General features: G+C 44.4%; 19 protein-coding genes. 7 read left to right on the forward strand and 12 right to left on the reverse strand.

The window, feature by feature from the left end; genetic code table 11:
- Nucleotides 1-108 precede the first annotated feature (108 nt).
- The gene (locus tag OCU90_RS21800; RefSeq protein WP_061022008.1) at nt 109-876 is read right to left on the reverse strand and encodes a glycine betaine ABC transporter substrate-binding protein; all 768 of its coding nucleotides are present in this window, start codon (nt 874-876) and stop codon (nt 109-111) included.
- 267 nt (nt 877-1,143) lie between these two features.
- Here OCU90_RS21800 and OCU90_RS21805 point away from each other — a divergent pair, with 267 nt between their 5' ends.
- Nucleotides 1,144-2,076, forward strand: coding sequence for a LysR family transcriptional regulator (locus OCU90_RS21805; RefSeq protein WP_061022009.1), 933 nt, complete (start codon nt 1,144-1,146; stop codon nt 2,074-2,076).
- Nucleotides 2,077-2,231: 155 nt separating this feature from the next.
- Here the strand turns inward: OCU90_RS21805 and OCU90_RS21810 are convergent, their stop codons facing one another.
- Together OCU90_RS21810 and OCU90_RS21815 are read right to left on the reverse strand one after the other, a co-directional pair.
- Nucleotides 2,232-2,621: a hypothetical protein gene (locus tag OCU90_RS21810; RefSeq protein ID WP_017087308.1), complete on the reverse strand. Its 390-nt coding sequence runs from the start codon at nt 2,619-2,621 to the stop codon at nt 2,232-2,234.
- 170 nt (nt 2,622-2,791) lie between these two features.
- Nucleotides 2,792-3,985, reverse strand: coding sequence for a benzoate/H(+) symporter BenE family transporter (locus OCU90_RS21815; RefSeq protein WP_061022011.1), 1,194 nt, complete (start codon nt 3,983-3,985; stop codon nt 2,792-2,794).
- Nucleotides 3,986-4,084: 99 nt separating this feature from the next.
- Here OCU90_RS21815 and OCU90_RS21820 point away from each other — a divergent pair, with 99 nt between their 5' ends.
- Nucleotides 4,085-4,651: a helix-turn-helix domain-containing protein gene (locus OCU90_RS21820; RefSeq protein WP_061022014.1), complete on the forward strand. Its 567-nt coding sequence runs from the start codon at nt 4,085-4,087 to the stop codon at nt 4,649-4,651.
- Between the two features lie 104 nt (nt 4,652-4,755).
- Here OCU90_RS21820 and OCU90_RS21825 read toward each other — a convergent pair whose 3' ends face one another.
- On the reverse strand, nt 4,756-5,805 hold the full coding sequence (locus OCU90_RS21825; RefSeq protein ID WP_061022016.1) for a cysteine synthase A: 1,050 nt from the start codon (nt 5,803-5,805) through the stop codon (nt 4,756-4,758).
- Nucleotides 5,806-5,975: 170 nt separating this feature from the next.
- Between OCU90_RS21825 and OCU90_RS21830 the strand changes: the two genes are divergently transcribed.
- On the forward strand, nt 5,976-6,191 hold the full coding sequence (locus OCU90_RS21830; protein ID WP_004731730.1) for a hypothetical protein: 216 nt from the start codon (nt 5,976-5,978) through the stop codon (nt 6,189-6,191).
- Between the two features lie 170 nt (nt 6,192-6,361).
- On the opposite strand, the gene OCU90_RS21835 is transcribed toward OCU90_RS21830, so the two are convergent.
- Both OCU90_RS21835 and OCU90_RS21840 read right to left on the reverse strand, forming a co-directional pair.
- Nucleotides 6,362-7,555: an acetate/propionate family kinase gene (locus OCU90_RS21835; protein ID WP_061022018.1), complete on the reverse strand. Its 1,194-nt coding sequence runs from the start codon at nt 7,553-7,555 to the stop codon at nt 6,362-6,364.
- A 760-nt stretch (nt 7,556-8,315) separates the two neighbouring features.
- Nucleotides 8,316-10,409 (reverse strand): DEAD/DEAH box helicase, encoded by a 2,094-nt coding sequence (locus tag OCU90_RS21840; RefSeq protein WP_081089953.1) that lies wholly within the window; start codon nt 10,407-10,409, stop codon nt 8,316-8,318.
- A 309-nt stretch (nt 10,410-10,718) separates the two neighbouring features.
- Here OCU90_RS21840 and rnb point away from each other — a divergent pair, with 309 nt between their 5' ends.
- Both rnb and OCU90_RS21850 read left to right on the forward strand, forming a co-directional pair.
- Nucleotides 10,719-12,725 (forward strand): exoribonuclease II, encoded by a 2,007-nt coding sequence (gene rnb, locus OCU90_RS21845; RefSeq protein WP_061022023.1) that lies wholly within the window; start codon nt 10,719-10,721, stop codon nt 12,723-12,725.
- A 188-nt stretch (nt 12,726-12,913) separates the two neighbouring features.
- Nucleotides 12,914-13,717: a helix-turn-helix domain-containing protein gene (locus OCU90_RS21850; protein ID WP_061022026.1), complete on the forward strand. Its 804-nt coding sequence runs from the start codon at nt 12,914-12,916 to the stop codon at nt 13,715-13,717.
- 107 nt (nt 13,718-13,824) lie between these two features.
- Here OCU90_RS21850 and OCU90_RS21855 read toward each other — a convergent pair whose 3' ends face one another.
- Nucleotides 13,825-14,187 carry a DUF3024 domain-containing protein gene (locus OCU90_RS21855; RefSeq protein ID WP_004731741.1) on the reverse strand — a complete coding sequence of 121 codons (363 nt, stop codon included), beginning with the start codon at nt 14,185-14,187 and terminating at the stop codon, nt 13,825-13,827.
- 309 nt (nt 14,188-14,496) lie between these two features.
- On the opposite strand from OCU90_RS21855, the gene OCU90_RS21860 reads away from it, so the two are divergent.
- Nucleotides 14,497-15,312 (forward strand): phosphate ABC transporter substrate-binding protein, encoded by an 816-nt coding sequence (locus tag OCU90_RS21860; RefSeq protein ID WP_017081946.1) that lies wholly within the window; start codon nt 14,497-14,499, stop codon nt 15,310-15,312.
- Between the two features lie 235 nt (nt 15,313-15,547).
- Here OCU90_RS21860 and OCU90_RS21865 read toward each other — a convergent pair whose 3' ends face one another.
- The 3 genes from OCU90_RS21865 to OCU90_RS21875 form a co-directional block, all read right to left on the reverse strand.
- A complete protein-coding gene (locus OCU90_RS21865; RefSeq protein ID WP_004731744.1) occupies nt 15,548-16,234 on the reverse strand; it encodes a MaoC family dehydratase in 687 nt (228 codons plus the stop codon).
- A gap of 333 nt (nt 16,235-16,567) precedes the next feature.
- Nucleotides 16,568-19,720 carry an efflux RND transporter permease subunit gene (locus tag OCU90_RS21870; protein ID WP_054541799.1) on the reverse strand — a complete coding sequence of 1,051 codons (3,153 nt, stop codon included), beginning with the start codon at nt 19,718-19,720 and terminating at the stop codon, nt 16,568-16,570.
- Between the two features lie 11 nt (nt 19,721-19,731).
- Nucleotides 19,732-20,868 (reverse strand): efflux RND transporter periplasmic adaptor subunit, encoded by a 1,137-nt coding sequence (locus tag OCU90_RS21875; protein WP_029222275.1) that lies wholly within the window; start codon nt 20,866-20,868, stop codon nt 19,732-19,734.
- 259 nt (nt 20,869-21,127) lie between these two features.
- Between OCU90_RS21875 and OCU90_RS21880 the strand changes: the two genes are divergently transcribed.
- A complete protein-coding gene (locus OCU90_RS21880) occupies nt 21,128-21,571 on the forward strand; it encodes a dCMP deaminase family protein (protein ID WP_017081944.1) in 444 nt (147 codons plus the stop codon).
- Between the two features lie 144 nt (nt 21,572-21,715).
- On the opposite strand, the gene OCU90_RS21885 is transcribed toward OCU90_RS21880, so the two are convergent.
- A complete protein-coding gene (locus OCU90_RS21885) occupies nt 21,716-22,558 on the reverse strand; it encodes a mechanosensitive ion channel family protein (RefSeq protein ID WP_004731751.1) in 843 nt (280 codons plus the stop codon).
- Nucleotides 22,559-22,967: 409 nt separating this feature from the next.
- Nucleotides 22,968-23,435 carry a DM13 domain-containing protein gene (locus OCU90_RS21890; RefSeq protein ID WP_017088448.1) on the reverse strand — a complete coding sequence of 156 codons (468 nt, stop codon included), beginning with the start codon at nt 23,433-23,435 and terminating at the stop codon, nt 22,968-22,970.
- Nucleotides 23,436-23,482 lie beyond the last annotated feature (47 nt).

Raw genomic sequence — 23,482 nt, forward strand, 5'->3', positions numbered from 1 at the left:
CTAGATAAACCGCCTAATATTTGAATAATTCTCAAATAATTTTTGATAATGGTGTTACCGCTATCTGGGTAATGCAGACATCTAACTACATTGCCAACGGCTTAGAGGTTAAATAAGGCCGTTCTCAATCAACCAATCATGTGTCACTTGATCTTGTGGTTTACCTTCACGGCAAACTTTGTAATCCAGATCTGCGATGATGTCGTTCGAGAAGCGTAGGGAGTCCAACTTCTGAATCTGTTGTTCGCTGAACAGATGCTTCTTGTCGTCTCTTAAAAGAAGCACTGCTCTGTCCACAATTCCAAGTAGGCCTTTTGGTTCTTTGAGTTCACGAATATCGTAACGATAGTGCAAAAACTGAGGTTTCCACAGTGGCACTACCACCCACTCTTTGTTTGCGACCGCACTTTCAAAGGCACTGAAACAATCGTCTTCACTGCCAGGAAAGAACTGGTAGCCGGCATCGCTCAGGCCATAGTCTTTCATCACCTGGATAGAGAAGCGTGTGATGCCAGCGCCGGGGTTGATACCTTGGATGGTCGAGTTCATTTTCTCGACCACTTCGGCTTTTAATAAATCAGAGACTTCAGAAACCGCCGCTTCAGGCACATAGTCTGGTAAACCCCACAAGGCATAAGGTTCATAATGAAGCCCAAGCTCGATAAGCGGCTCAACTTCTTCAACGCCAGCTTTGTAGATACCGTGACTTGATGGCAACCACGCAGAAGAAAGCATATCCACTTGGCCTGTTTTCAGCTTTTCAAAGTTCTCCTGATGTGGAGAGAAAATGCGCTCTACCTCAAAGCCCATGGCTTTCAATACATTGGCAGCCAATGATGCAGTCGTACGGTGGAACGACAAATCCGTTACACCCATTATGATTTTCTTAGTCATCTTGTCCCCCTAGATCGTAGGCTTCGTTCATACAGTGTGTACTGAGCTACGTTGTCGATAGGGGAAATGATAGTGAGAAAATTACTAATGAAAAACAGCCTCATATTTGAATTATTATCAAATTAGTTTTGACAATTAAGTGTTTGAAGCTAACTTAGAAGCGATAATTAGAGATAACCCATCTGCAGATTGTGATGGGGAAATATTCCAACACCATGTTTAGAACATAATTCAATACAGGTAGATAACATGCTTCTTGAAGACTTACAGGTCATTTTGAAAGTGGCGGAATTTCGCAGTATTACTGCAGCAGCCACCAACCTAGACATGCGTACGGCTACCGCAAGCGCTGCCGTCAAACGTGTTGAAGCGGCACTGGGGGCGGAGTTGTTTGTAAGAACCACGCGCCACCTAAGGCTCTCTTCAGCAGGTGAACGCTATTTACCTGAGTGTGAACAAGCCTTAAAAATGTTGGAGCAAGCGAAGCTCAACATGCGCGAAGAGCTCGGTATTGTTGATGGTGAAATTCGAATTGCGCTTTCATCGGATCTAGGACGCAACCTAATCACGCCTTGGCTTGATGAGTTCTTGCTTGAATACCCAAAGGCGACGCTTCGTACTAGCATCAGCGATAGTAATATCGACTTCTACCGAGATTCCGTCGATATGGCACTGCGTTACGGTTCCCCTACCGATGCGAACATGTATGGTTTCAAGATATGCGATGTGCCGAGGATATTGTGTGCGGCTCCTGAATACTTGGCTGAAATGGGCACACCAAAACACCCGAGTGACTTAGCTCAGCACAATGGTTTGCTTTACCAACTTCATGACATATTGCAAGACGAGTGGGTGTTTAACGACGGTACTCAAGATCATAAAGTGAAACTAAAAGGAAATCGCGCTTCGAACGACGCAGACCTTGTAAGACGTTGGTGTATCGCAAGTAAAGGAGTGGCAATAAAATCTTGCCTAGACATGTCACGTCATCTGCTTTCAGGCGAAGTGGTTAAAGTCATGCCTGAGTTTAAGCCCACCCCTACCGAGCTGTGGTTAGTGTGTCCAAGTCGTCAATCCATCACCCCTACGGTGCGACTACTGAGAGATCTGTTCCGCGATAAAACTGCGGAGATCCTTTCGCAACTTAGTGAGCAAGGCATTATAGAAAGTAAAATATCATAGGATCTAATGCAGCTTAGAGATAAGAAATAGAGATACAAAAAAGCGTTAGCGAACTTCAATTCGCTAACGCCTTTAATCATTTGAACATCATATGGGTATGATGAACATACTAACTTTATTGCAAGTACTTGGTTTAATAACCTTAATACAAGAGTTTAGTTTGACTCGTCTTCAACAACGTCACAACCTGCACAGCACTGAAGAGCAATTTCATGTTCGAAGGTGATGGTGTCTTCGCCTTCTTCTAGTAGCTCTGCGATTTCATCCGCGACTTCTTTCTCATCATCCGCTTCAATTTCGCTTACTAGCTCTTCTTCTGAATAACCGAAGAAGTTAAGCAATAGGTACTCACGAGCTTCCTCTTTAGTACATACCACATTTGCTGAAAGATCAGGTGTAATCTCACCTTGCGCAAGCGTCGCTGTCAGTTGAGCTATCACGTCTTCTTTCATCGCAGGCGTTAACCAACCAAGATCAGTACTTACCGTCGTTTTTTTACAGTCGAAGCAAGGCAGTTGATGAAAATAGTATTGAAAGGTAGTCATAAGTAATTTCTTCTTTAAATGTTGTATAGCGAGATTATGCGCGTTTTGTAGCAAAATACTATCTCAATCACAACCTAAGGCTGGTTCGAACTGAATATTTGTACCAAGCACAAAGCACCATGATGACTACTGATAAATTTAAGGCCTCGTTCACTAGGGACATCATCTCATTACGACGAAGTTTGCGAAGTCTTGCTTGCTCCACGCGACTTAGCTTTATAATTGTGTAACCAGCAACAAAACAACCCGATGCACAGACCCCAAAATGCACTGCCGATCCCCAGTAAATTGGTGCCAGAAGCAGTGAATAAAAAAGTAAGCAGTGCGGGTTCTCGGTAATGACTGTCTGCCATTGATACCGCAAGGCAATTCATCAAGGTCGGCATCACCGCTAAGCCAGCAACCGCAATGACAATCTCGGAGGGCACAGCGCTAAACAGCGACACAAATGACATCCCCATCACACCAGCTAACAAGTAAAACCCGCCCATACAGATCCCCGCCATGTAACGTGTCTTTGGATTGCCATCCGCATTCGGCCCCATGCAAATAGCGCCCGTAATCGCTGCAAGGTTATACGCAAAGCCACCAAACGGTGCGAAGATCAAACCTGTCACCCCGGTGGTGGTAATGATCTTCGATGAATCGACTTGGTATCCGTTCGCTTTTAGAACCGCAAATCCCGGTAAGTTCTGTGAAGCCATCGTCACTATAAACAATGGAATTCCTACACTGAACAACGAAAAGAACTCAAAATCGGGCGTAATGAACACTGGGGTCGTTAATCCCATAGTCACCTGACTAACATCGAGTTTGCCAAACCCCACACACATGACCAATGCGATGATGAAAATGCTTGGGATCAGTAAATTTCCTAACCGCGCTTTCGCCAGAATAAATACGGCGAGCATGACCGCTACGACTTGTGCCTCTTCCATTAACGACGTGAATAAACCCAAGCCGAATTGCAATAGAATCCCCGCGAGCATCGCAGAGGCAATCGAGGTTGGGATCTGCTTTAGGACTTTCTCAAATATCCCCGCTAATCCAACTAACGTGATCAACATCGAACTGCACAAAAACACGGCCACTGCCTGATTCATTGTCAGCCCTTCCAGAGACGTGATTAGCAACGCTGCTCCAGGCGTCGACCACGCTGTAACCACTGGCTTCTTGTAGTAAAACGAGAGCAGTATTGTGGTTGTCCCCATGCCAATACCCAACGCCCAAAACCATGACGCCACTTGTTCTTCAGTTGCTCCAGCACTCATTGCCGCTTGGAAAATAATCGCCGCGGCGCTCGCATAACCAATGAAAACAGCGATAAAGCCGGTACTGACGTGAGAAAATTTTAGCTTAGTCATGTTAATCTCTTCCTGCGTGCGTTATAACGTCCATAGACTGAACTTAGCACCCGTGCGCTATAACGCACAACTAATTTTTGAAAAACTTGTAGAGAAAATATGCAAACAGAAATTAAAGTCGGCGTTAACTTGAAACGCCTTCGCCAAGAAAAAGGCTGGAGCTTAGACAAAACAGCGAAAGCAACAGGCGTGAGTAAAGCAATGTTAGGACAAATTGAACGTGGAGAATCAAGCCCGACAGTAGCTAAGCTCTGGCAGATAGCTTCTGGGTTCGAGGTGTCACTTTCAAGCTTTATCGCGGCTAGCCCAAACAGTGAACTGACGAGTTTATTCAGAGATGCAAACGAACTAAGGCATGAGGAATACAACATTGGTTTTTTCGTCAGTTTGTTGTTTCCTTTTGAAGAAGCACTAGGGTTTGAAATATTCGAACTCACCCTAGTCCCCGATTACCAACATGAATCCGCCCCACATAACGCAGGCGTCACTGAGCACATCTTATGTATTTCAGGAGAGATGGCCGTGATGTTTGATGGTGGGTGGCATACGTTACGAGCAGGGCAAGCCGTTCGCTTCAATGCTAACCAAAACCATGGCTACAAAAATATCGGTGAAGGAAATGCCGTATTTCATAATGTGATTCACTACCCTAATAACAAGCAATAGTGCCGGATTTGGTGATAACGGCTATAACCGGATGTTTAGCGCTAACGGATGTCCATCACTAACGAAAGAGCAGGCATCCCACTGGCAGTATTCACTTAGAACAGCTATACGTTGACGACCATGCTGCCATCTTCTGCTTGATAACGAGCCCATAGTTGAGAAAGGTTTTCTTTATTAAGCTGTATCTCTTTTTCTTTCAGAAACGCTTCGTTGTGCAGCTTCGAATACGAGCGCTCAGCAAGGTCACAGCTAAATGTAACGATGGTTTTCCCTTTCCCCATTCTAGCTGCAGCGTATAGTGCACCTGCTACGTTTAACGACGAACTGCTTCCTAGAAGAATACCGTCATGTTCCGCAACAAGGCGGGATATCGTCACCAAATCCTGATCGGGCAGCGTGATTGCACGATTGATGTTTGCCTGCCTGAAATTTTCAACCGTCCGCATGATCCCTATGCCTTCCGTGAACGAACTTCCCGTTGATTGATAGTGTCCATTACGTAGAAACGAATAAATGCCGGACCCATTTGGGTCAACTAACCAAGTTTCGAGGTTGGGTTGCTGCTCAGATAGATAGTGGGAGTTTCCGGCAATGGTTCCACCAGTCCCCACCACTGAAACTAGAGCATCAATATTTCCCTGTGTTTGATGCCAGATCTCAGGTCCAGTATTTAAATAGTGCGCTCGATAATTACTAAGATTTTCGAACTGATCTGCCCACCAATAATCTTCATTTTCGACACCGATCCGTTTAGCCGTGTGGTAAAAGTGTTCAGGGTTTGCAAAAGGACAAGGGTCGACCAATAACAGTTCAGCGTTATAAAGCGAGATCATGCGCTCTTTCTCTTGTGCCTGCCCTTTTGGCATCACCACCAACATTTTGTAACCAAGGGATTTAGCGACTAGAGCAAGGCCGATCCCCGTATTTCCTGCGGTACCTTCAACGATTGTCATTCCCGGCTTAAGCTTACCGGCTTCTACTGCATCCATAACCAACTGAAGTGCCGCTCTATCTTTAATCGAACCACCCGGGTTCTGGTGTTCGCACTTAATAAGAATCTCACAACCTGATATCTCTGAAAGGCTGTTGATTCTAACAAGATCGGTATCGCCGATGAGTTCACTAAGATTGTTTGCAATGTGGGCAGATGACATCGCGACTCCATTTATTTATTGAGGATGAGTTTGTTGATCGATTGATCTGTCGATGATCATAAGCGTAGCTCTGAGGTCTGCTTAGTCAAGGAGTGGCGGAATTGAAAAGACTCTCATTTTCCAAATAACAATTATAATTAGGGGTGATCGAATAGACTGAGGGTAAAAAAATGTTTCTAAAAGAGAAAAAGAGCGGTGACCTCGTAGATGTAACTGAAATGACCAAATTAACCAACTTATTTCAGGACAGTATCGAAGGTCGGTTTCAAGCTGGCGAAGAACAGCAAGACCCTGAGATGTTTAAAAAGTCCGAACTGGTGTTTATGTCAGGTGAAGAGTTACCTCGATGCTGGACAGATCCAAACTACCGCTCAGAGGTTAAATAACCTTAACTCTTCCAGAGTACCAAGTGAGTTGTAATTGAAACTCTGTTCTAAAAGCGTTTGACCATGTGGGCTATTCCCTCTGTTAAAGCGTTCAGATGCATCTTTACTAAACACAAAAAAGCGAGCCACTTAGGCTCGCTTTTCAATTGTTTCTTAAGCAGTTGCTTCGATTACAGAAGTTCTACCGACTGTTGAGCAATAACGAACTCTTCGTTAGTTGGGATAACCATTGCTACAGCGTCTAGCATTTCTGATTTAGCGATGATGCCTTCAGCGCCAAAACGAGCGGCTTCATTGCCTGCTACGTCTTCAACAAAACCAAGAATCTTAAGGTTGTTTAGGATTTCACGACGAATTGGTAGAGAGTTCTCACCGATACCACCAGTGAAGATGATGCCGTCTAAAGAATCTAGCGTTGCAAGGTAAGAAGCAACGTATTTAGCTACGCGGTAAGTAAACACCTCAAAAGCCAGTTTCGCGCCTTCGTGGCCCTCTTCCATTGCTTCTAAAATGCCACGAGCATCGCTCGTAAGACCAGACACGCCTAGGAAGCCAGACTCCTTGTTTAGAGAGTTGAATACTTGCTCTTGTGACCAACCTTTCTTAAGTAGGTACTCGATGATACCTGGGTCTAAGTCACCACAACGTGTGCCCATCATAAGGCCAGAAAGCGGTGTGAAGCCCATTGATGTATCAACACTGTTACCATCTTTGATAGCACATACTGAAGCGCCGTTACCTAGGTGAACAGAGATGAAGCTAGATTCTTCAACTGGCTTGTTGACCATCTTCGCTGCTTCACGGCTAACGAAGTAGTGGCTAGTACCGTGGAAACCGTAACGACGAACGCCAAAGTCTGTGTATAGCTCTTTTGCGATTGCACCCGTAAATGCACGTTGTGGCATTGTTTGGTGGAAAGCAGTATCAAACACAGCGAACTGAGGTAGAGAAGGGAAAGCTTCAATCGCAGCACGGATACCAATAGCACCTGCTGGGTTATGAAGTGGAGCTAGATCAGACAGGCTTTCAATTTCATTCGTTACTTCTTCTGTAATACGAACAGTCTGAGTGAACTTTTCACCACCATGAACGATACGGTGACCGATAGCTACGATATCTGCAGTAAAGCCTAGGTCTTCCATCAAGCCTACCAACTTGCCAATGGCAATTTTGTGGTGGTTACCCTCACCTTGAATAGCAATTTCTGTTTTCTGACCTTGATACTTCCAGCTCATGCGAGCATCTTCAAGACCAAAACACTCCCCTAAGCCACTTAATACTGCGTCGCCAGAAACAGAATCGATGACAGCAAATTTAAGGGAAGAACTACCCGAGTTAATAACCAGAACAAACGAATTAGACATTGGATATGGATCCTGTTTCAGTACGAATTTAGTGAAGTTTGCGCTTCAATTTTAGTTAAGTCTATTATTCAATAATTTTTGAATCTTTCAACTTTTGTTTTGCAAAAACCACCAAATGAACACAATTAAGTTGATCTTAGTCATCAGTTTATTTCTTTCGAGAACAAAAATTAAAAAATAGTTGAATTAGATGACGTAAATGCACTTATGAAACTGATAGATTCATACAAACCACATTGAGAGCAAAGTCATCTTGGATTGAAATCTTATCCAAGAGACCAATTCATAAATTAAGTCCATAAAGCCAAAAAACAAGCTAGCGTTCTACACTGCGACTTAAAAAATACAGCACGACACTTTAATATAGAGCTGTTGATTGCCAATACCCGCTAATAGACTTTAAGGCGTTTAACTTCATCTCAGCATTTCAAGAGCTCACTTATTCGGATCGAACGGTTGAGCAGTTCTTACTTCAAAGTCTGTTTTCATTTTCATTATAGCTGTGCACTTCTTTTATACATCGCTCGACTCCCATACCTCCAGACTAAACACGCTACACGGCGCTTTACGCACATCTCACTGTTGCAGCCTTATGATGCGAGGCACTATCTTAATCAGGGCTTAGAACGTGCTACAGGCGTGAAGAATAAAATAGCGGGCACAAAAAAGCCGAGCATTATGCTCGGCTTTTAAATTCACTGTTTAAGCTATTCGTCTATAAGCACTTGGCTTGTAAATTTCAACTTAAACCAAAGGTTGATTAACCTTCGCTGCGCTCTGGACGACGACCGCGGTTGCCGCCATTGCCAGCTGCTGCGTTGCCATGGCCACGTTCGCCACGGTGGTTACCACGGTGATCACCACCACGGTTACGGTCAAAGCGACGTTCGCCATCACGACCACCAGCAGAGTTACCATCACGTGCGCCGTCACGGTTACCACGGTAGCCACCACGACCGCCATTGCCACCTTCACGGTTACCACCTTCGCGATTACCGCCTTCACGGTTACCACGGTAGCCGCCGCCATCACGACCGCCACGGTTGCCATCACGACCGCCACGGTTGCCATCACGACCGCCGCCGCCACGACGAGGCTCACGGAAGTCGTTGAAATCAACAACTACAGCGCCAGCTTCTTTTTGACGAATGCGAAGTTTGCTTAGCTTACCAGCAGTTTCAGAGTTCATTGCTTTTGGCAGTTGAACGTAAGTAGAACCTTGGTCTAGCTTGATAGCACCGATAGAACCTTTAGTTAGGCCTAGTTCGTTTGCTAGTGCGCCAACGATGTCTTTAACCTGAACGCCTTGCTCACGGCCAACTTGTAATTGGTACGTATCCCAATCTTGAGTATTGAAGTTACGACCACCACCGTCACGGCCATTGTCACGATCTTCACGACGCTCTTTGCGACGGTTCTTATCACGCTCAATAGCAGCGATCATTGGGTCTTCGCCAACGTAGAATAGTGGGCTCTTACCTTGCTGACGCTTAAGAAGCATTGCAGCTAGAGTAGCAGCATCAACTTCTAGAGATTCTTGTAGTGTAGAGATTAAACCTGCGAAGTTTTCTAGAGCTTTGCTCTCTTTCTCAGTTTCAAGCTCAGCACCAAGCTTAGCAACACGTGCAGCAGCAACTTCGTCACGTTGTGGAAGTTGGATTTCTTCCATTTGAGACTTAGTTACACGCTCGATTGTGCGAAGCATACGGATTTGGTTAGTGCGAACTAGTAGGATCGCTTTACCTTTACGTCCAGCACGGCCAGTACGGCCAATACGGTGGATGTAAGATTCAACATCGAATGGGATGTCGTAGTTAAATACGTGAGTGATACGTGGAACATCAAGACCACGTGCTACAACGTCAGTTGCAACTAGGATATCGATAACACCTTGTTTGATGTGATCAACAGTGCGCTCACGTAGAGACTGAGGAATATCACCGTGCAATGCAGCAGCTTTAAAGCCACGTGCAGATAGCCAATCAGCTAGACGCTCAGTGTCTTGACGAGTACGTACGAATACGATTGACGCGTCAGTTTCTTCAGTTTCAAGAAGACGAGACATTGCTTCGTCTTTCTCTACGCCTTTAACAACCCAGTAATTTTGAGCTACTTTGTCAACTGTGTGGTTAGTACCAGCAACGTCAACTCTAGCCGGGTTACGTAGGTAACGGTCAACAATAGTCTTAACCATTGGAGGCATAGTTGCAGAGAAAAGTACGCGTTGTGCAGTTTCTGGAGCTTGCTCAAGAATCCAAGTAACGTCATCTACAAAGCCCATTTTCAGCATTTCATCTGCTTCATCAAGAACAAATGTATGCGCTTCATCTAGGTGTAGACGGTCACGAGTTAGTAAGTCTTTAACACGACCTGGAGTACCAACAACAATGTGAGCACCGCGGCTTAGAGCACGCATTTGGTCAACAATTGAAGCACCACCGTAGATTTCAAGAACTTTAAGACCGTTGATGTCACGACCTAAGTTTTTGATTTCCGCAGCAACTTGAATCGCTAGCTCACGAGTAGGAGCCATGATGATTGCTTGTGGTTTGTGTTGGTTCAGGTTGATTTTGTTAAGTAAAGGCAGAGAGAATGCTGCTGTTTTACCAGTACCAGTCTGTGCTTTACCTAGTGCGTCACGGCCTTCAAGAAGAAGAGGAATAGCTGCTGCTTGGATTGGAGTCGGAGAAACGAAACCCATGCTATCAAGAGCTGAAAGAATGTTATCGTTAAGGGCTAATTCATTAAATTGAATTACAGATTCGGACATTGGGATCCCACTATATATAAGTAAACAAAAGGTCCCGGGAGCTCTATCAATTCCAATACTGATCCAATCAGATACTGATTCCATTCAGAGTTACGAAGCAGTAATAAAACACTTCAAGCCATTAGGGACGTCTAAGGGAGGCGGATTATTCCCTAAATGCATAAAAAAATCCAGAAAAAATTGAAATACATCACATATTTTTCGCTTTTACATCAATACTGGTTATCATATCGTCAAAACTTGATGAATATCTCGTCACAGCACCCATCTTCTAGCAAATTGACCTAGTTATATAAGAGGGCAATTAATTAACGCTCACTTCGCCTTTAAGTAGTAATCAAGCCTCGCAATGATTATAGTGTGCTCAATTGTCCTCGATAGATAAAAGTCAAAATGTTTCAAGATAATCCTCTACTCGCTCAACTCAAACAGCAAATCCAAGAAACCCTCCCTAAAAAGGAAGGTACAATCAAAGCCACTGAAAAAGGGTTTGGTTTTCTCGAAGTCGATAACAAGACCAGTTTCTTTATCCCACCGCCATACATGAAGAAATGTGTGCACGGTGACAAAGTTATTGCCATCATTCGCACCGAGAAAGATCGCGAAGTAGCAGAGCCTGAGGAATTGATCGAACAGGGTCTTACTCGTTTTATTGCTCGAGTGAAGTTGTTTAAAGGTCGTTTGAACGTAGTTCCTGATCACCCGCAACTGAAAAAGCTGCAACTTAAAGCGAAAGCAAAGAAGGGTCTAAACCCTGAAACGCTAAAAGAAGGTGACTGGGTTGTTGCTCATATCGTTCAACACCCGTTAAAAGGTGACAACGGATTCTTGGCTCAAATCTCTGAAAAAATCACAGATGCTGACGACAAGATCGCACCTTGGTGGGTAACGCTGGCACAAAACGACCTACCAAACAGCGAACCTGAAGGCATTGACGACTGGCAGATCAAAGACGACGCTGATCTTGAACGTATCGACATGACACACGTCCCTTTTGTGACCATTGATGGTGAAAGCACAAAAGATATGGATGATGCGCTTTACGCGAAGAAGAAAGAGAACGGTGATTTTGAACTGACTATCGCGATTGCAGATCCTACCGCTTACATCTCTCCAGATGATGTGATGGATAAAGTGGCTCGTGAGCGCGGTTTCACTATTTACCTGCCTGGCCGTAACATTCCTATGTTACCTCGTGATCTAGCTGACAACTTATGTTCACTAATAGAGAACGAAGTTCGCCCGGCACTTTGCTGCACAGTAACAGTATCTAAAGAAGGTGTTATCGGTGATGACATTAACTTCTTCGCTGCGAACATCAAATCTCACGCTCGTCTTGCTTACGACCACGTATCAGACTGGCTAGAAACCGGTGCATCAGACAAATGGCAACCATCAGAAGAGATCGCTGCGATTGTTTCTGACCTTCACCAATTTGCACAAGCACGTTCAGCATGGCGCTCAACAAACGCTGTAGTGTTCCCAGATCGCCCTGACTACCGCTTTGAACTAAGCGAAGACAACGATGTTGTCGCTATCCACGCAGACATGCGTCGCACTGCAAACAAGTTGGTTGAAGAGTCTATGATCAGCGCGAACATCTGTGCAGGTCGAGTATTAAAAGAGAGCTTCAACCAAGGTGTCTTTAACTGTCACTCTGGTTTTAAAGCTGAGAAATTAACAGACGTTCTAGAGCTGGTTAACCCAGAAGCAGAAACACCATTTACAGAAGAGCAGATCGTTTCTCTGGAAGGTTTTGCTACTCTGCGTCGTTGGTTAGGCTCTCTAGACAACAGCTACTACGACAACCGTATTCGTAAATTCCAAGCGTACAGCGAGATCAGCAATGAACCTGCGCCACACTACGCGATGGGGTTAGACATTTACGCAACGTGGACTTCTCCAATTCGTAAATACGGCGACATGATTAACCACCGTATGCTTAAAGCACACATCTTAGGTAAAGCGCCAATTCAAACACCAGACGAAACTATTGGTGATGAACTTGCCCTGCACCGCCGTCACCACGGTATGGCTGAGCGCAATGTTGGCGATTGGTTGTACGCTCGTACTCTAGCAAACGCTCCTGTAGAAGAGACTCGCTTCCAAGCAGAGATCTTCGACATTAACCGTGCTGGTATGCGTGTGCGTCTGCTTGAGAATGGTGCAGCTGCATTTATCCCTGGTTCTCTCATTATTGATAATAAAGAGAGAATAGAGTGCAACGGTGATATGGGTACTGTATCTATCGATAAAGAAATGGTATACAAACTGGGAGACGTTTTAGAAGTAGTTCTCTTCGAAGTTAATCAGGAAAACCGTAACTTAGTAGCAAAACCTACTCAAGTATTTGCGGACTTGCCTAGCGAGCCTGAAACGACAAACGAAACCGAAGCTTAAGAACTTTAACGGGTACGGCTTTCAAGGTCAAAGCTTGCAAGGTTAGAGCTTTCAAGGTCAAAAGCTTCAAAGGTTCACTTCTAAAGGCGCTAATTATTAGCGCCTTTTTTGTAAATGTCTCATGCTTAAACAATACTTAAAAAAAATAATCAATAAGCAATCAGTTTACAACGTCAAAGAAGCGCACTATGTCATCAATCACAGTTACTCAATTCAGAAATTTCATTCCCAGGAAACGGGAACGTTACCCCGCCTCTAAAAACGGTATTTTCATCGTTTCTAAAGGCAGTATTTCTTTCGTGCTACCTGATGGGACTGAAGCCTCATTGCAAGCCGGAGATTTTACTCTTTACAATTCTGGTCAGATTAAAGACATCACCGTTGACACTGAGAATGGCGAATTCAGCGCAACCTGTGTAGATTTTGATTTGGCTATTTTTCAGAAATTCATTAATCAGTTTAGCGACCTAGAACCCACTCGAGTCCCAGATAAATACATTAAGTTTAATCAAACTGATACCGAAATCTGCCAATTGAAAGAACTCATCATGTCGCTCGTTCATTCATCGACTCAGAATGACTACGCACTCACTCAATTGGGTTTAGGTTTGCTCTCTCTAATGGTCGAGCAGCACCCTGCTCTGTTAGTTATTATTGCCCGAGCGTCAAGGTTAACCGTGACGCAAAAGGTCATTCATTACATTGAACAGAACATTGAAAATAATATCTCACTCGATACCCTAGCCAGCTATATGGGGATGTCACCAGCCACACTTAAGCGCCGTTTATCAGCCGAAGACCTTTCCTTTTCAAATCTATTAAAGATAAAGCGAATTGCCCACGCAGCGACACAGCTCAGAACATCGAATAAATCTATTACTCAAATCGCTTATGAATCTGGATTTAAAAGCGCGGCACACTTCAGTACAGCCTTTAAAACCTATCATGGCAAGACTCCAAAAGACTTCCGCTCTTTGGTTGCACAGTCTTAGAAAGTACAGGTGCAGGTAAAAGTATAAATCTGAAATGTGTTGGTGGGAATGTACGAAGGTCGTTCGTTTTTGGTATCAAACCACCAGCGAACGCCTAAGTAAAATGGTCACGACCAGAAGTAAGATTTAGGGTCTTTTTCTATTTCAGCCAAAATAGCATCAAGATCCTTGGATTGAGGAAGGTAAGGGTAAGGTCCCCAATTTACAGAGTCGGTTTCCGCATTATCTTCAAGTGGCACCATCACCAACCAGCAAGATAACGACTCATCAAAGGTAACGCAGGCGATCTCGTTGGTATAATCACTATGAGATGAGTCGAGTAGATAATGCGCCTGAGAAAACAGCACACCACCTTCACACTCTTCATAAAGGGATTTGCCTAGCTCTACAGGTAAACTACGATTTCGTGAAGTACAGAGCCTCTCAGCTCCAATTAAAAGACGATTCAGTTCTATATGAATAACGGACATAACACCCCTTGTAACTTCATAGAAACTTCTAAGTAGTGAATTCCTCTACTTAGCTTAGGACTCAACGATCATTTTAGCGAACAAGTGCAAACAAAATACCCGCCCTGCTCCCAGAAACGAATCCTTCTTCAGTAAACACATTCTAAAAGGGTAAAGCCGTCTAAATTTCATTAACCAGTGCCATTTTGGCAGCCAGACTGTCTTTCACTCACCAGATTAACTGCTATAACGTATCCGTATAGAATTTCACAAAAGTGTCATATAACCGACCTATCATAGCCAACAAATGTTATTAACTAGGAGTTGTTTATGTTACGAGTCGCGCTTGCCTCTCTTTTATCCTTAGCCCTGTCTTCTCAAGCTGCTTTAGCACAAGAAACCACTATTTCGGGCTCCACTTCAGTATCACGAGTGATGGATGTATTAGCTGAGGAGTACAACAAGACTCACCCTGATAACTATATTGCGGTTCAGGGCATCGGTTCTACAGCGGGTATTACCATGGTTAACAAAGGTGTCTCTGATATCGGTATGAGCTCGCGTTATTTAACCGACCGCGAACAGGACGAGAAGTTGAAGGTGTTTCCAATTGCCTTTGACGGCCTAGCTGTCGTAACTAACCGCTCGAACGCTGTAAGCAACGTTACACGTGAGCAGCTGTTCGATATCTACAAAGGCAAAATTACGAACTGGAAAGCCGTGGGTGGTGCGGATCAGCCTATCGCAGTTGTAACTCGCGAAGCGTCTTCTGGTTCACGCTATAGCTTCGAAAGCTTGCTTGGTTTAACGAAAATCATTAATGACCGTCTAGTGTCTGACATCAACCCAAATAACCTGGTTGTAAGCAGCAACAGCATGGTTAAAACGATTGTTAACCATAACCCACACGCGATTGGATTTATCTCTGTTGGTTCTATCGACCGTTCGATTAAGGCCATTACCTTTGAAGGCGTAGAGCCAACATCTAAGAACATTGCTAACCACAGCTATGAATTGGCTCGCCCATTCTTGTTGCTACACAAAACTGAATCAGTTTCTGACGAGAGCAAAGATTTCATCAAGTTCGTGAAGTCAAAGCAAGGGCAAGATCTTATCGAAGAGTACGGCTACACACGTATTAAGTAGCTTACTGCGTCTAAACTAACTAACCGCGTATTAATTAGCAAAACACGCATTAAGTAATTACACACGTACTAAATAGCGACATACACATTAAGTCAGCAAAATGCTTTTCGTGATGTTGTTACCAACGCTAGAGATGTCGATTTGATATGGCACAAACAAAAAGAGAGAGCCTTAAGCTCTCTCTTTTTTTGAATCTATAATCTTCGCTTAAAAGCAGTTCCACTTATAAAAAGCTCTAGAAGTGAAGTTGGATCACTGAAACGATCACAGCGCCAGGACGACGAATACCTTCGATTTCTACGCGAATTTCGCGTTCAATCTCTAGGCCTTTCTTAATTGGCGTTACTTTTGTTAGCGTACTTTTAGCACGAACGTTACTGCCCGATTTGACAGGATATGGGAAACGTACTTGGTTAAGACCAATGTTTACAACCATCTTCGCTGTTGGGAATTGAGACTTATCAGGATCAACACTGTCAGTCAGTCTAGGAAGCAGAGACAAAGTCAAAAAGCCATGTGCGATGGTTGTTTTGAACGGAGAATCTGTTTCAGCCTTAGAAGGTTCAGTATGGATCCATTGCATATCTTCAGTAACAAGGCCGAACTGGTTAATACGATCTTGACTAACATTGATCCAGTCGCCAGTATGAATAACTTCACCGATCTGCTGATTAAGCTCATCAAACACAAGCTGTGCTTCTCGCGTTAATACGAGCGGCTGTTCTATTGGCATCTCTGGTGCATCTTCATTTACAGCTGGTTTGTGGTGATCACGAACCCAAGCAAAGAAATGGCTATTTTGCGTACGATTCAGAAAGTCACCCCAGTAATCTCTAAGAGCTGGAGACATCCATTGCATAAACTCTGAGTGTTGCGAAGACACGCTATCGCCTCGGTGTTTAAATAAATCAATGACTTTCATAAGAACCTCAATGCACAAAAAATTTCAATATAACTAGGTAATTTTGAAACACTTCACACTATTGTGCAAATGTTTTCGAGCATACACTCGTTAGCTGAACACTGTTATTTCTATATTAAACAGACACTTAATAATAAAACATCATTTTATTACAAAACCCAAATTAGAGTGTTAGCTCCATCACAAAACGAACATTTGATTATATAAATAGCGTTTTTATTCACAAGCGGAATAAAAAAGGCTTAGCGTAATGCTAAGCCTTAGTTTTTACAAGGATTTAAACCTGCAAGGGATTAGCCTTGCAAGGCGTTAATCTGACCGGAGTTAAGTCTCCTATTCGTCATCAAGTGGAATCAACTTAGTCGTGCCACCGTGTGCCTTCTCACGCTTACGTTGCACGAATGCATAGAAGCCTGGGATTAGGAACGTACCCGCTAACAACACACATAGCAGACCGCCGATCAGTGAAATACCCAACGAGTTCTGGCTCACGTGACCTGCGCCCGCTGCAAAGATAAGCGGGAAGATACCTAAGATGAACGACCAAGAGGTCATGTTCACAGCACGGAAACGCAGCGTACCGCCCTTCACTGCCGCATCTTCAATTGATGCGTCTTTCTCTTCACGCTCCACTTTTGCGAACTCTACAATCAAGATTGCGTTCTTCGCGGCCAAGGCTATCAAGAGAACCAAACCAATTTGCGCATAGAGGTTCAACGGTGTGCCTGTTAGATTCAACGCTAAGAAGGAGCCTAAGGTTGCAACCGGTACCACTAAGATAATCGCTATCGGTATTGTCCAACTCTCGTATTGAGCCACCATAAACAGGTAGATGAAGATCAGAGCCAGTGCAAAAGCAAAGATCGCTTGGTTGCCTGCCAATACTTCTTGGTAGGCCATGCCTGTCCATTCGTACTGATAACCCTGAGGTAAGACTTCAGCGGCTACACGTTCCATTGCAGCAATCGCATCACCACTTGAGTAACCCGGCGCTGGTTGGCCTTGAATCACTGCACTGCGGTACATGTTGTAACGCCATGCGACATCTGGTTCGAAGATCTGGTCGTAAGTCACCAATGTACTGAGCGGGATCATCTCGCCATTAGACGAGCGCACGTGGAATCGTTGGAGATCATCCATGCTGCTACGGTGTTCACTGTCAGCTTGCATGGTCACGCGGAAGTTCTTACCAAACATGGTGAAATCGTTCACGTACAGAGAACCTAGGTTACCTTGTAGTGTTTGGAAGATTTCCGACAACGGAATACCAAGTTGCTGCGCTTTCTCACGGTCGATATCGACATAGTAGTGAGGAACGTTGGCACGGAAAGTACTGAACGTATGTGAAATCTCAGGCTGTTTGTTCGCCTCAGCAATCACGTCATTCATTACCATCGCCAGATCAGTACGACTACGACCTAATGTATCTTCTAGAACAAATTCGAAACCAGAAGCAGCACCCATACCCGGAACTGCTGGAGGTCCCATTGCAAACACAATAGCTTGAGGCAGTTCTGTGGCCGCTCGACCATTAATACGTTGTGAGATAGCTTGTGCGGAATGTTGACCATCCAGTGCGTTACGCATATCCCAATCATGCAGTTTGATAAATAGCGACGCGCCATTCGAAGCAGAAGCGCCTGTCATGAATGCGTAGCCGTTTACCAGTGTCACACCATCAACACCCGGCTCTTGCTCAACCATCTCTAGCAACTGCTCAGTCACATCTTCTGTACGAGACAGTGATGCCGCATCAGGAAGCTGGACGTTAACCAACAAAATACCTTTATCTTCTTGAGGTACAAACGCCGTTGACGTCGTTTTCGCGAAGTAAGTAACCGCTGCTAGTGCCACAACAAAGAAGGTAAACAGCAGAACACCTTTTTTCACAAGGAAGCCCGCGATTTGGCCGTATTTGTTAGTAACAGACTCTAAGCCACGGTTGAACGCTTGGTACCAACGAGCTGTGTTGCCACCGCCCTGCTTTAGAACCAGTGAACACAATGCTGGTGACAGCGTTAGAGCATTAATAGAAGAGATAACAACAGCGATACAAATAGTCAGAGCAAACTGACGATACATGATGCCAGTAATACCCGGCAACATCGCCACAGGGATAAACACGGCAAGAAGTACCAGTGTTGATGTAACGATAGGACCCGTTACTTCTTTCATCGCGATCAGTGTTGCTTTACGCGGTGAAATCGTTGGGTCTTTGGCCATCGTCGTATCGACGTTTTCGATAACCAAGATCGCATCATCTACCACGATACCAATCGCCAATATCAAACCAAACAGGGTTACCGTGTTGATGGTAAATCCTGTCATCTGCATGACGGCAAAGGTACCAATCAACGACACCGGAATCGCAACCACAGGAATCAAGGTTGCACGCGCACTACCTAAGAACAGGTACGTCACCGCAATAACCAGCAAGATAGCTTCGATTAGCGTTTTCACTACGCCCTTAATCGACTCTGCAACAAAGACTGTGGTGTCATAACTCGCCTCGTAAGCAACACCTTCAGGGAAGTTAGTACTTAGATTGTCGAGCATCGCCATGACCGCTTTACCACTTTCCAACGCGTTTGCGTCTGACTGAAGTGACAGCGTTACGATTGAAGCGTCTTGTCCTCGGTATTTACCATTGCCATCGTAGAATTTTTTACCTAACTCAACGCGTGCAATGTCTTTTAAGTAAACGGTGGAACCATCTTGATTTGCACGAAGTACAACATTTTCAAACTCATCAGCCGTTTCTAAGCGGCCTTTTGTCACCAAGTTGAACTGTACTTCTTGTGGATTGGCGTATGGTGCGGCACCAATACGACCGGCAGCGACTTGAACATTTTGTTCAGCCAATGCGCCATACACATCAGATGTTGTTAAGTTCAGGTTAGCCATTTTCTCTGGGTCTAACCAAACGCGCATCGAATACTCACCGCCGCCCAACACGTTTACTTCACTAATACCCGACACACGTGCCAGTTGGTCTTTAATGTTTAAGTTTACGTAGTTGATCAGGAACTGGTCGTCATACTCACCATTTGGAGAGTAAAAGTTCAATACCATCAAAAGGTCAGGTGAACGTTTCTTAACCGTTACGCCAACCATTCTAACTTCTTGTGGAAGCTTCGATTCGATTTGGGCGACTCGGTTCTGAACGTTGACCTGAGCCATATCAGCATCAGTACCGACATCAAAGGTCACATTAAGGCTGTATGAACCGTCGTTAGCACTTTTAGAAGACATGTAGATCATATCTTCTACGCCATTCACCGACGTCTCTATGGGGTCAGCTATCGCCTGTTCCACCACTTCAGCACTGGCACCCGTGTAGAATGCCGATACACTGACCGATGGTGGGCTAATTTTTGGATATTCTGCCACTGGTAAGATAGCGAGAGAGATCGCACCCGCCAGCGTTAATATTATGGATATGACAAGGGCAAACTTAGGCCTTTGAATAAAGAAACGACTTAACATAAATAGCCCCCTTACTCAGCTTGTTCAGCAGAAGCTTGAATACGAACGGACATACCATTACGTACACGCTGTAGGCCTTGAGTGATCACCGCGTCGTCTTTCTCTAATCCAGATTGAACAATCACGCCACCTTCAACTTGTCGCCCCATCTCAATATTTCTACGCTCAGCGACTGGTGCAGCTTCGCCTTCAACCAGTACCATTACAAAGTCACCTTCTAGGTCGGTTTGAACTGCACGGCGCGGAATAGTCACAACATCAATAGGTTGTTTCTCACGCAGATCAACACGAACGTGTTGACCAGGAAGCAGTTGCTGATTCGGGTTATCGGCAATCGCACGCATCGCGATCGTACCTGTATTGAGGTTGATACGGTTGCCCAAGAAATCAAGCTGACCTAGATGTTCAAACGCTTCACCATTCTCAAGTATGATCTGAACTTCAACCCCAGCAGAGTCGCTGCTGCCGTCGCCTTCAATGCGATCCATCCCTAACTCAATACGCTCACGCTCACTGATGCTGAACGACGCATGGATTGGGTCTAGGCTAACCAACGTAGTTAATACACCTGAAGACGGCGAAACCAGATCACCAGTACTCACTTTGGTGTCGCTGATTCTTCCAGAAAAAGGCGCGGTAATTTGGGTATGAGAAAGCTGAACATTGGCTGCGTTTAACTGAGCATGGCTAGCTTCAAGTTGCGCTTGAGAGCCTAATAAGTTTGCCGTCAACGCATCGAATTCCGATTGAGAAATGCTGCCCTTCGGGAGAAGGTTTTTACCACGGTTAAAATCAAGTTCGGCTTTTTTAAGGTTCGCATTCGCTTGAGCAACAGAGGCTTTTGCACTTGCAACTTCAGCTTCAAACGAAGATGGCTCGATTGAGTAAAGCAATTGACCCTTTTCGACCATTTGACCTTCATTGAAATGACGGCTTTGTAGATAGCCTGAAACCTGCGCGGTGATAGCCGTGTCTTCAACGGCTTCAATACGACCGATGTACGACTTACTTTGCTGGTGAGAAACAACGCTAACATCCTGTACAGCTACGAGAGGTAGAGGCGCTTGCTTGGCATTTTGAGCATCTTGCCCACACCCAGCAAGAATAAGAGAGCTTGCAAGAGCCGTAAGGATCAACTTTTTACGCATGGTTATACCGTCACTTATTAGTATTTGAACAGCATAAAATTTACGTAACACACTCGTCACCATTGTCCGAGGAATATCAATTATAACTAGCCAAAGTGTATCAATATGTTAATTGAAACCAAGTGCTTATAAAGTATTTACAAACGCGTTACAATTCCTAAGTAAATCAACCTCTCAGCTTTTGTTCTCTATGGATATTGTCTAACATAATGTATGGTCAGACAGATAAGCATTCACATTTAATTGTTAAGGAATTCTCATGATTTCAAAATGGGCTAAGCGTTTCTATCAAATGGCGGAATTGGTCGGTTCTTGGAGTAAAGATCCTTCAACTCAAGTCGGCGCCGTAATCACTAAGCACAACCGTATTGTTTCCGTTGGTTTTAATGGCTACCCACATGGCGTGTCTGATAGTGCGGATACTGATGACAGAGAAATGAAGTACCTCAAGACGCTTCACGCTGAAGAAAATGCAATCTTGTTTGCTAAACGTGATTTAGACAGTTGTGAAGTTTGGGTAACTCACTTCCCTTGTCCGAACTGTGCAGCAAAAATCATCCAAACTGGGATTTCAGCGGTACATTGCCCAGAGCAAAGTGAAGACTTCCTTTCTCGTTGGGGAGATAAGATCAAGATAAGCCAAGATATGTTTGAGCAAGCAGGTGTGGAAGTAGACTGGTTACCACTCGCTGACCTGAACTAATATCGAAGCCGAATTTCAGATTTAGAAAAGCCGAGAGTCGATCTTATCGCTCTCGGCTTTCTTTTACTTTCAGAGCCTTACGTTTCGTAACATGAAATGCGTAAACAACATAAAGCGTTAGTTAGGATTAAGCGTTAATTGGGGTCAAACGCTAGTTGGAAAGGCCTCTGCGTACGCTTCCATAAAGTCTTTACGAATATCTTGCTCAAGATGAATCGCTTTTTCGGTCGGACAGAAGATCATAAAGTGCACTTCTTGCTCACCCGTCGAACTGCTCGTGATATGGATATGAGGCTCAGATCCCGGAAGGTCAACGCCAGCGTGTTTTTCGATCACACCGTTATAACGGCGCGCAACATCGATAAACTCTTCACAGTGCTCTTCAATTTTAACGATAAGGCCCGGCACCATTGGATATAGGTTAACGAAGTCTTTGACCGTCACAAAAAAGTTATGATAAACGTAGCGCTTCATGAAATTAAGGTTCTTGACCGGGTAGGTGAAGAACATGCTATTGGGCAGCGTAGCGGTCTTACCTGTGAAATGGTATTGCCCGTGATATAGGTCGATTTCCTGAATCACAGTCGCCATCAAGTTGTGCTCAATCACCTCGCCGCTGATTTTACCCACTTCGATCCAGTCACCGATTCTAAATGAGCGAGAACTCGCACGCTGAATAGAACCGGTGAAACACAAAATGATCTCTTTAGATGCGACGACTATAGCAACAGCAATGGCGGTGACTGACAGCGCAAACTCGCTGATTTCAGATTTCCACAGCACAAATAAAGTGACCATAATAATGGCAAACGTACCGTTTTTGGTACGTGACATCCAGTTACGTTGGTCTTCACTGAGAAAAGCGACATCACCACGGATTCGAGACAGAGTGATTCGTCGGATAATTAATATAATGCAGATGATCAGCACACTAAAAATAAACTTATTAGCGAGTAAGAAATCGATCACTTGCCACAACTTTTCCATTACGTATTCCTTTGTATTACAACAATTAAGCTTTATAACGACGAGCTTTACAGCGACTGACTCAACCCAAAAAACGCATTATAAAAAAGCGCTCAAAAATAGAGCGCTCCTTTTCATGATTAATTCAGCTATTAGGGCGTGTTGACCTTTCGCGGTTAAATTTTGTTCGAAATAAAAGCGTTTTAATCGCGGCGAGGGGGAAGTAGCCTAGTCATTCTAAGCAAATCCCCCTCAACAAAGAGTAAAACGCTTTTAGCCGAACCCTTAGGGCAGCGTTTGCTGGTCATTCCTACTACGTTATCGGCTTCTCATGTAGGCTAGCTACACATCGAAGTCTCTGCCTTGTATAAATACCCAGCAACTCGCTGCAAAAATCAGCTCGAAAGATCAACACGCCCTAGTAAGGCTATCATTTTATCTTGGCAGAAGTAATAAATTGACCAAAAGTTTCACACCAAATCACAACCGTATTAAATCGATTAAGATCAGTACCTTCAGGCAGCTCAACCATAAATCGGTCGAATGTTTTCACATCTCCGACTCTCAGTAACTCGCTCTTGCTGTCATTGAATGCCTGTTCGGTTTCAATAAACTTAGGTGATAGGTAAACCTTATAATCCGGCCCCGGCGCCAACTCACCTTCAAAAGCTATCGCACTTTCAGAGACAGAGACGATGCCCTCTCCCCAATGCAAAAAGTCACTGTCTTGTCGGTCTTTGGTGAACTCACCTGTATAGATCGCCTGCTGACTGATCGCTTCAACAGAACTTGAGGAAGGAGAATCAGGCTCAATCAAGATAGGTAGTGCATAAACACCAAGCCCAAAACCAAAAGCACCCACGGCTAAGTGGGTGCAAAGTAAAACTAACTTTTTCATCGCGTACTCCCTTATGCTTAAAGAGAGTATTAATGAATACTCTCAAA

Origin of the sequence: Vibrio splendidus, from assembly GCF_024347615.1 — a bacterium.
Lineage (GTDB): Bacteria > Pseudomonadota > Gammaproteobacteria > Enterobacterales > Vibrionaceae > Vibrio > Vibrio splendidus.

What these genes read in the sequence shown, in the direction of transcription:
- OCU90_RS21800 (WP_061022008.1), bottom strand. Translation starts at nt 876, where the DNA reads ATGGGTGTAACGGATTTGTCGTTCCACCGTACGACTGCATCATTGGCT.
- OCU90_RS21805 (WP_061022009.1), top strand. Translation starts at nt 1,144, where the DNA reads ATGCTTCTTGAAGACTTACAGGTCATTTTGAAAGTGGCGGAATTTCGC.
- OCU90_RS21810 (WP_017087308.1), bottom strand. Translation starts at nt 2,621, where the DNA reads ATGACTACCTTTCAATACTATTTTCATCAACTGCCTTGCTTCGACTGT.
- OCU90_RS21815 (WP_061022011.1), bottom strand. Translation starts at nt 3,985, where the DNA reads ATGACTAAGCTAAAATTTTCTCACGTCAGTACCGGCTTTATCGCTGTT.
- OCU90_RS21820 (WP_061022014.1), top strand. Translation starts at nt 4,085, where the DNA reads ATGCAAACAGAAATTAAAGTCGGCGTTAACTTGAAACGCCTTCGCCAA.
- OCU90_RS21825 (WP_061022016.1), bottom strand. Translation starts at nt 5,805, where the DNA reads ATGTCATCTGCCCACATTGCAAACAATCTTAGTGAACTCATCGGCGAT.
- OCU90_RS21830 (WP_004731730.1), top strand. Translation starts at nt 5,976, where the DNA reads ATGTTTCTAAAAGAGAAAAAGAGCGGTGACCTCGTAGATGTAACTGAA.
- OCU90_RS21835 (WP_061022018.1), bottom strand. Translation starts at nt 7,555, where the DNA reads ATGTCTAATTCGTTTGTTCTGGTTATTAACTCGGGTAGTTCTTCCCTT.
- OCU90_RS21840 (WP_081089953.1), bottom strand. Translation starts at nt 10,409, where the DNA reads ATGGAATCAGTATCTGATTGGATCAGTATTGGAATTGATAGAGCTCCC.
- rnb (WP_061022023.1), top strand. Translation starts at nt 10,719, where the DNA reads ATGTTTCAAGATAATCCTCTACTCGCTCAACTCAAACAGCAAATCCAA.
- OCU90_RS21850 (WP_061022026.1), top strand. Translation starts at nt 12,914, where the DNA reads ATGTCATCAATCACAGTTACTCAATTCAGAAATTTCATTCCCAGGAAA.
- OCU90_RS21855 (WP_004731741.1), bottom strand. Translation starts at nt 14,187, where the DNA reads ATGTCCGTTATTCATATAGAACTGAATCGTCTTTTAATTGGAGCTGAG.
- OCU90_RS21860 (WP_017081946.1), top strand. Translation starts at nt 14,497, where the DNA reads ATGTTACGAGTCGCGCTTGCCTCTCTTTTATCCTTAGCCCTGTCTTCT.
- OCU90_RS21865 (WP_004731744.1), bottom strand. Translation starts at nt 16,234, where the DNA reads ATGAAAGTCATTGATTTATTTAAACACCGAGGCGATAGCGTGTCTTCG.
- OCU90_RS21870 (WP_054541799.1), bottom strand. Translation starts at nt 19,720, where the DNA reads ATGTTAAGTCGTTTCTTTATTCAAAGGCCTAAGTTTGCCCTTGTCATA.
- OCU90_RS21875 (WP_029222275.1), bottom strand. Translation starts at nt 20,868, where the DNA reads ATGCGTAAAAAGTTGATCCTTACGGCTCTTGCAAGCTCTCTTATTCTT.
- OCU90_RS21880 (WP_017081944.1), top strand. Translation starts at nt 21,128, where the DNA reads ATGATTTCAAAATGGGCTAAGCGTTTCTATCAAATGGCGGAATTGGTC.
- OCU90_RS21885 (WP_004731751.1), bottom strand. Translation starts at nt 22,558, where the DNA reads ATGGAAAAGTTGTGGCAAGTGATCGATTTCTTACTCGCTAATAAGTTT.
- OCU90_RS21890 (WP_017088448.1), bottom strand. Translation starts at nt 23,435, where the DNA reads ATGAAAAAGTTAGTTTTACTTTGCACCCACTTAGCCGTGGGTGCTTTT.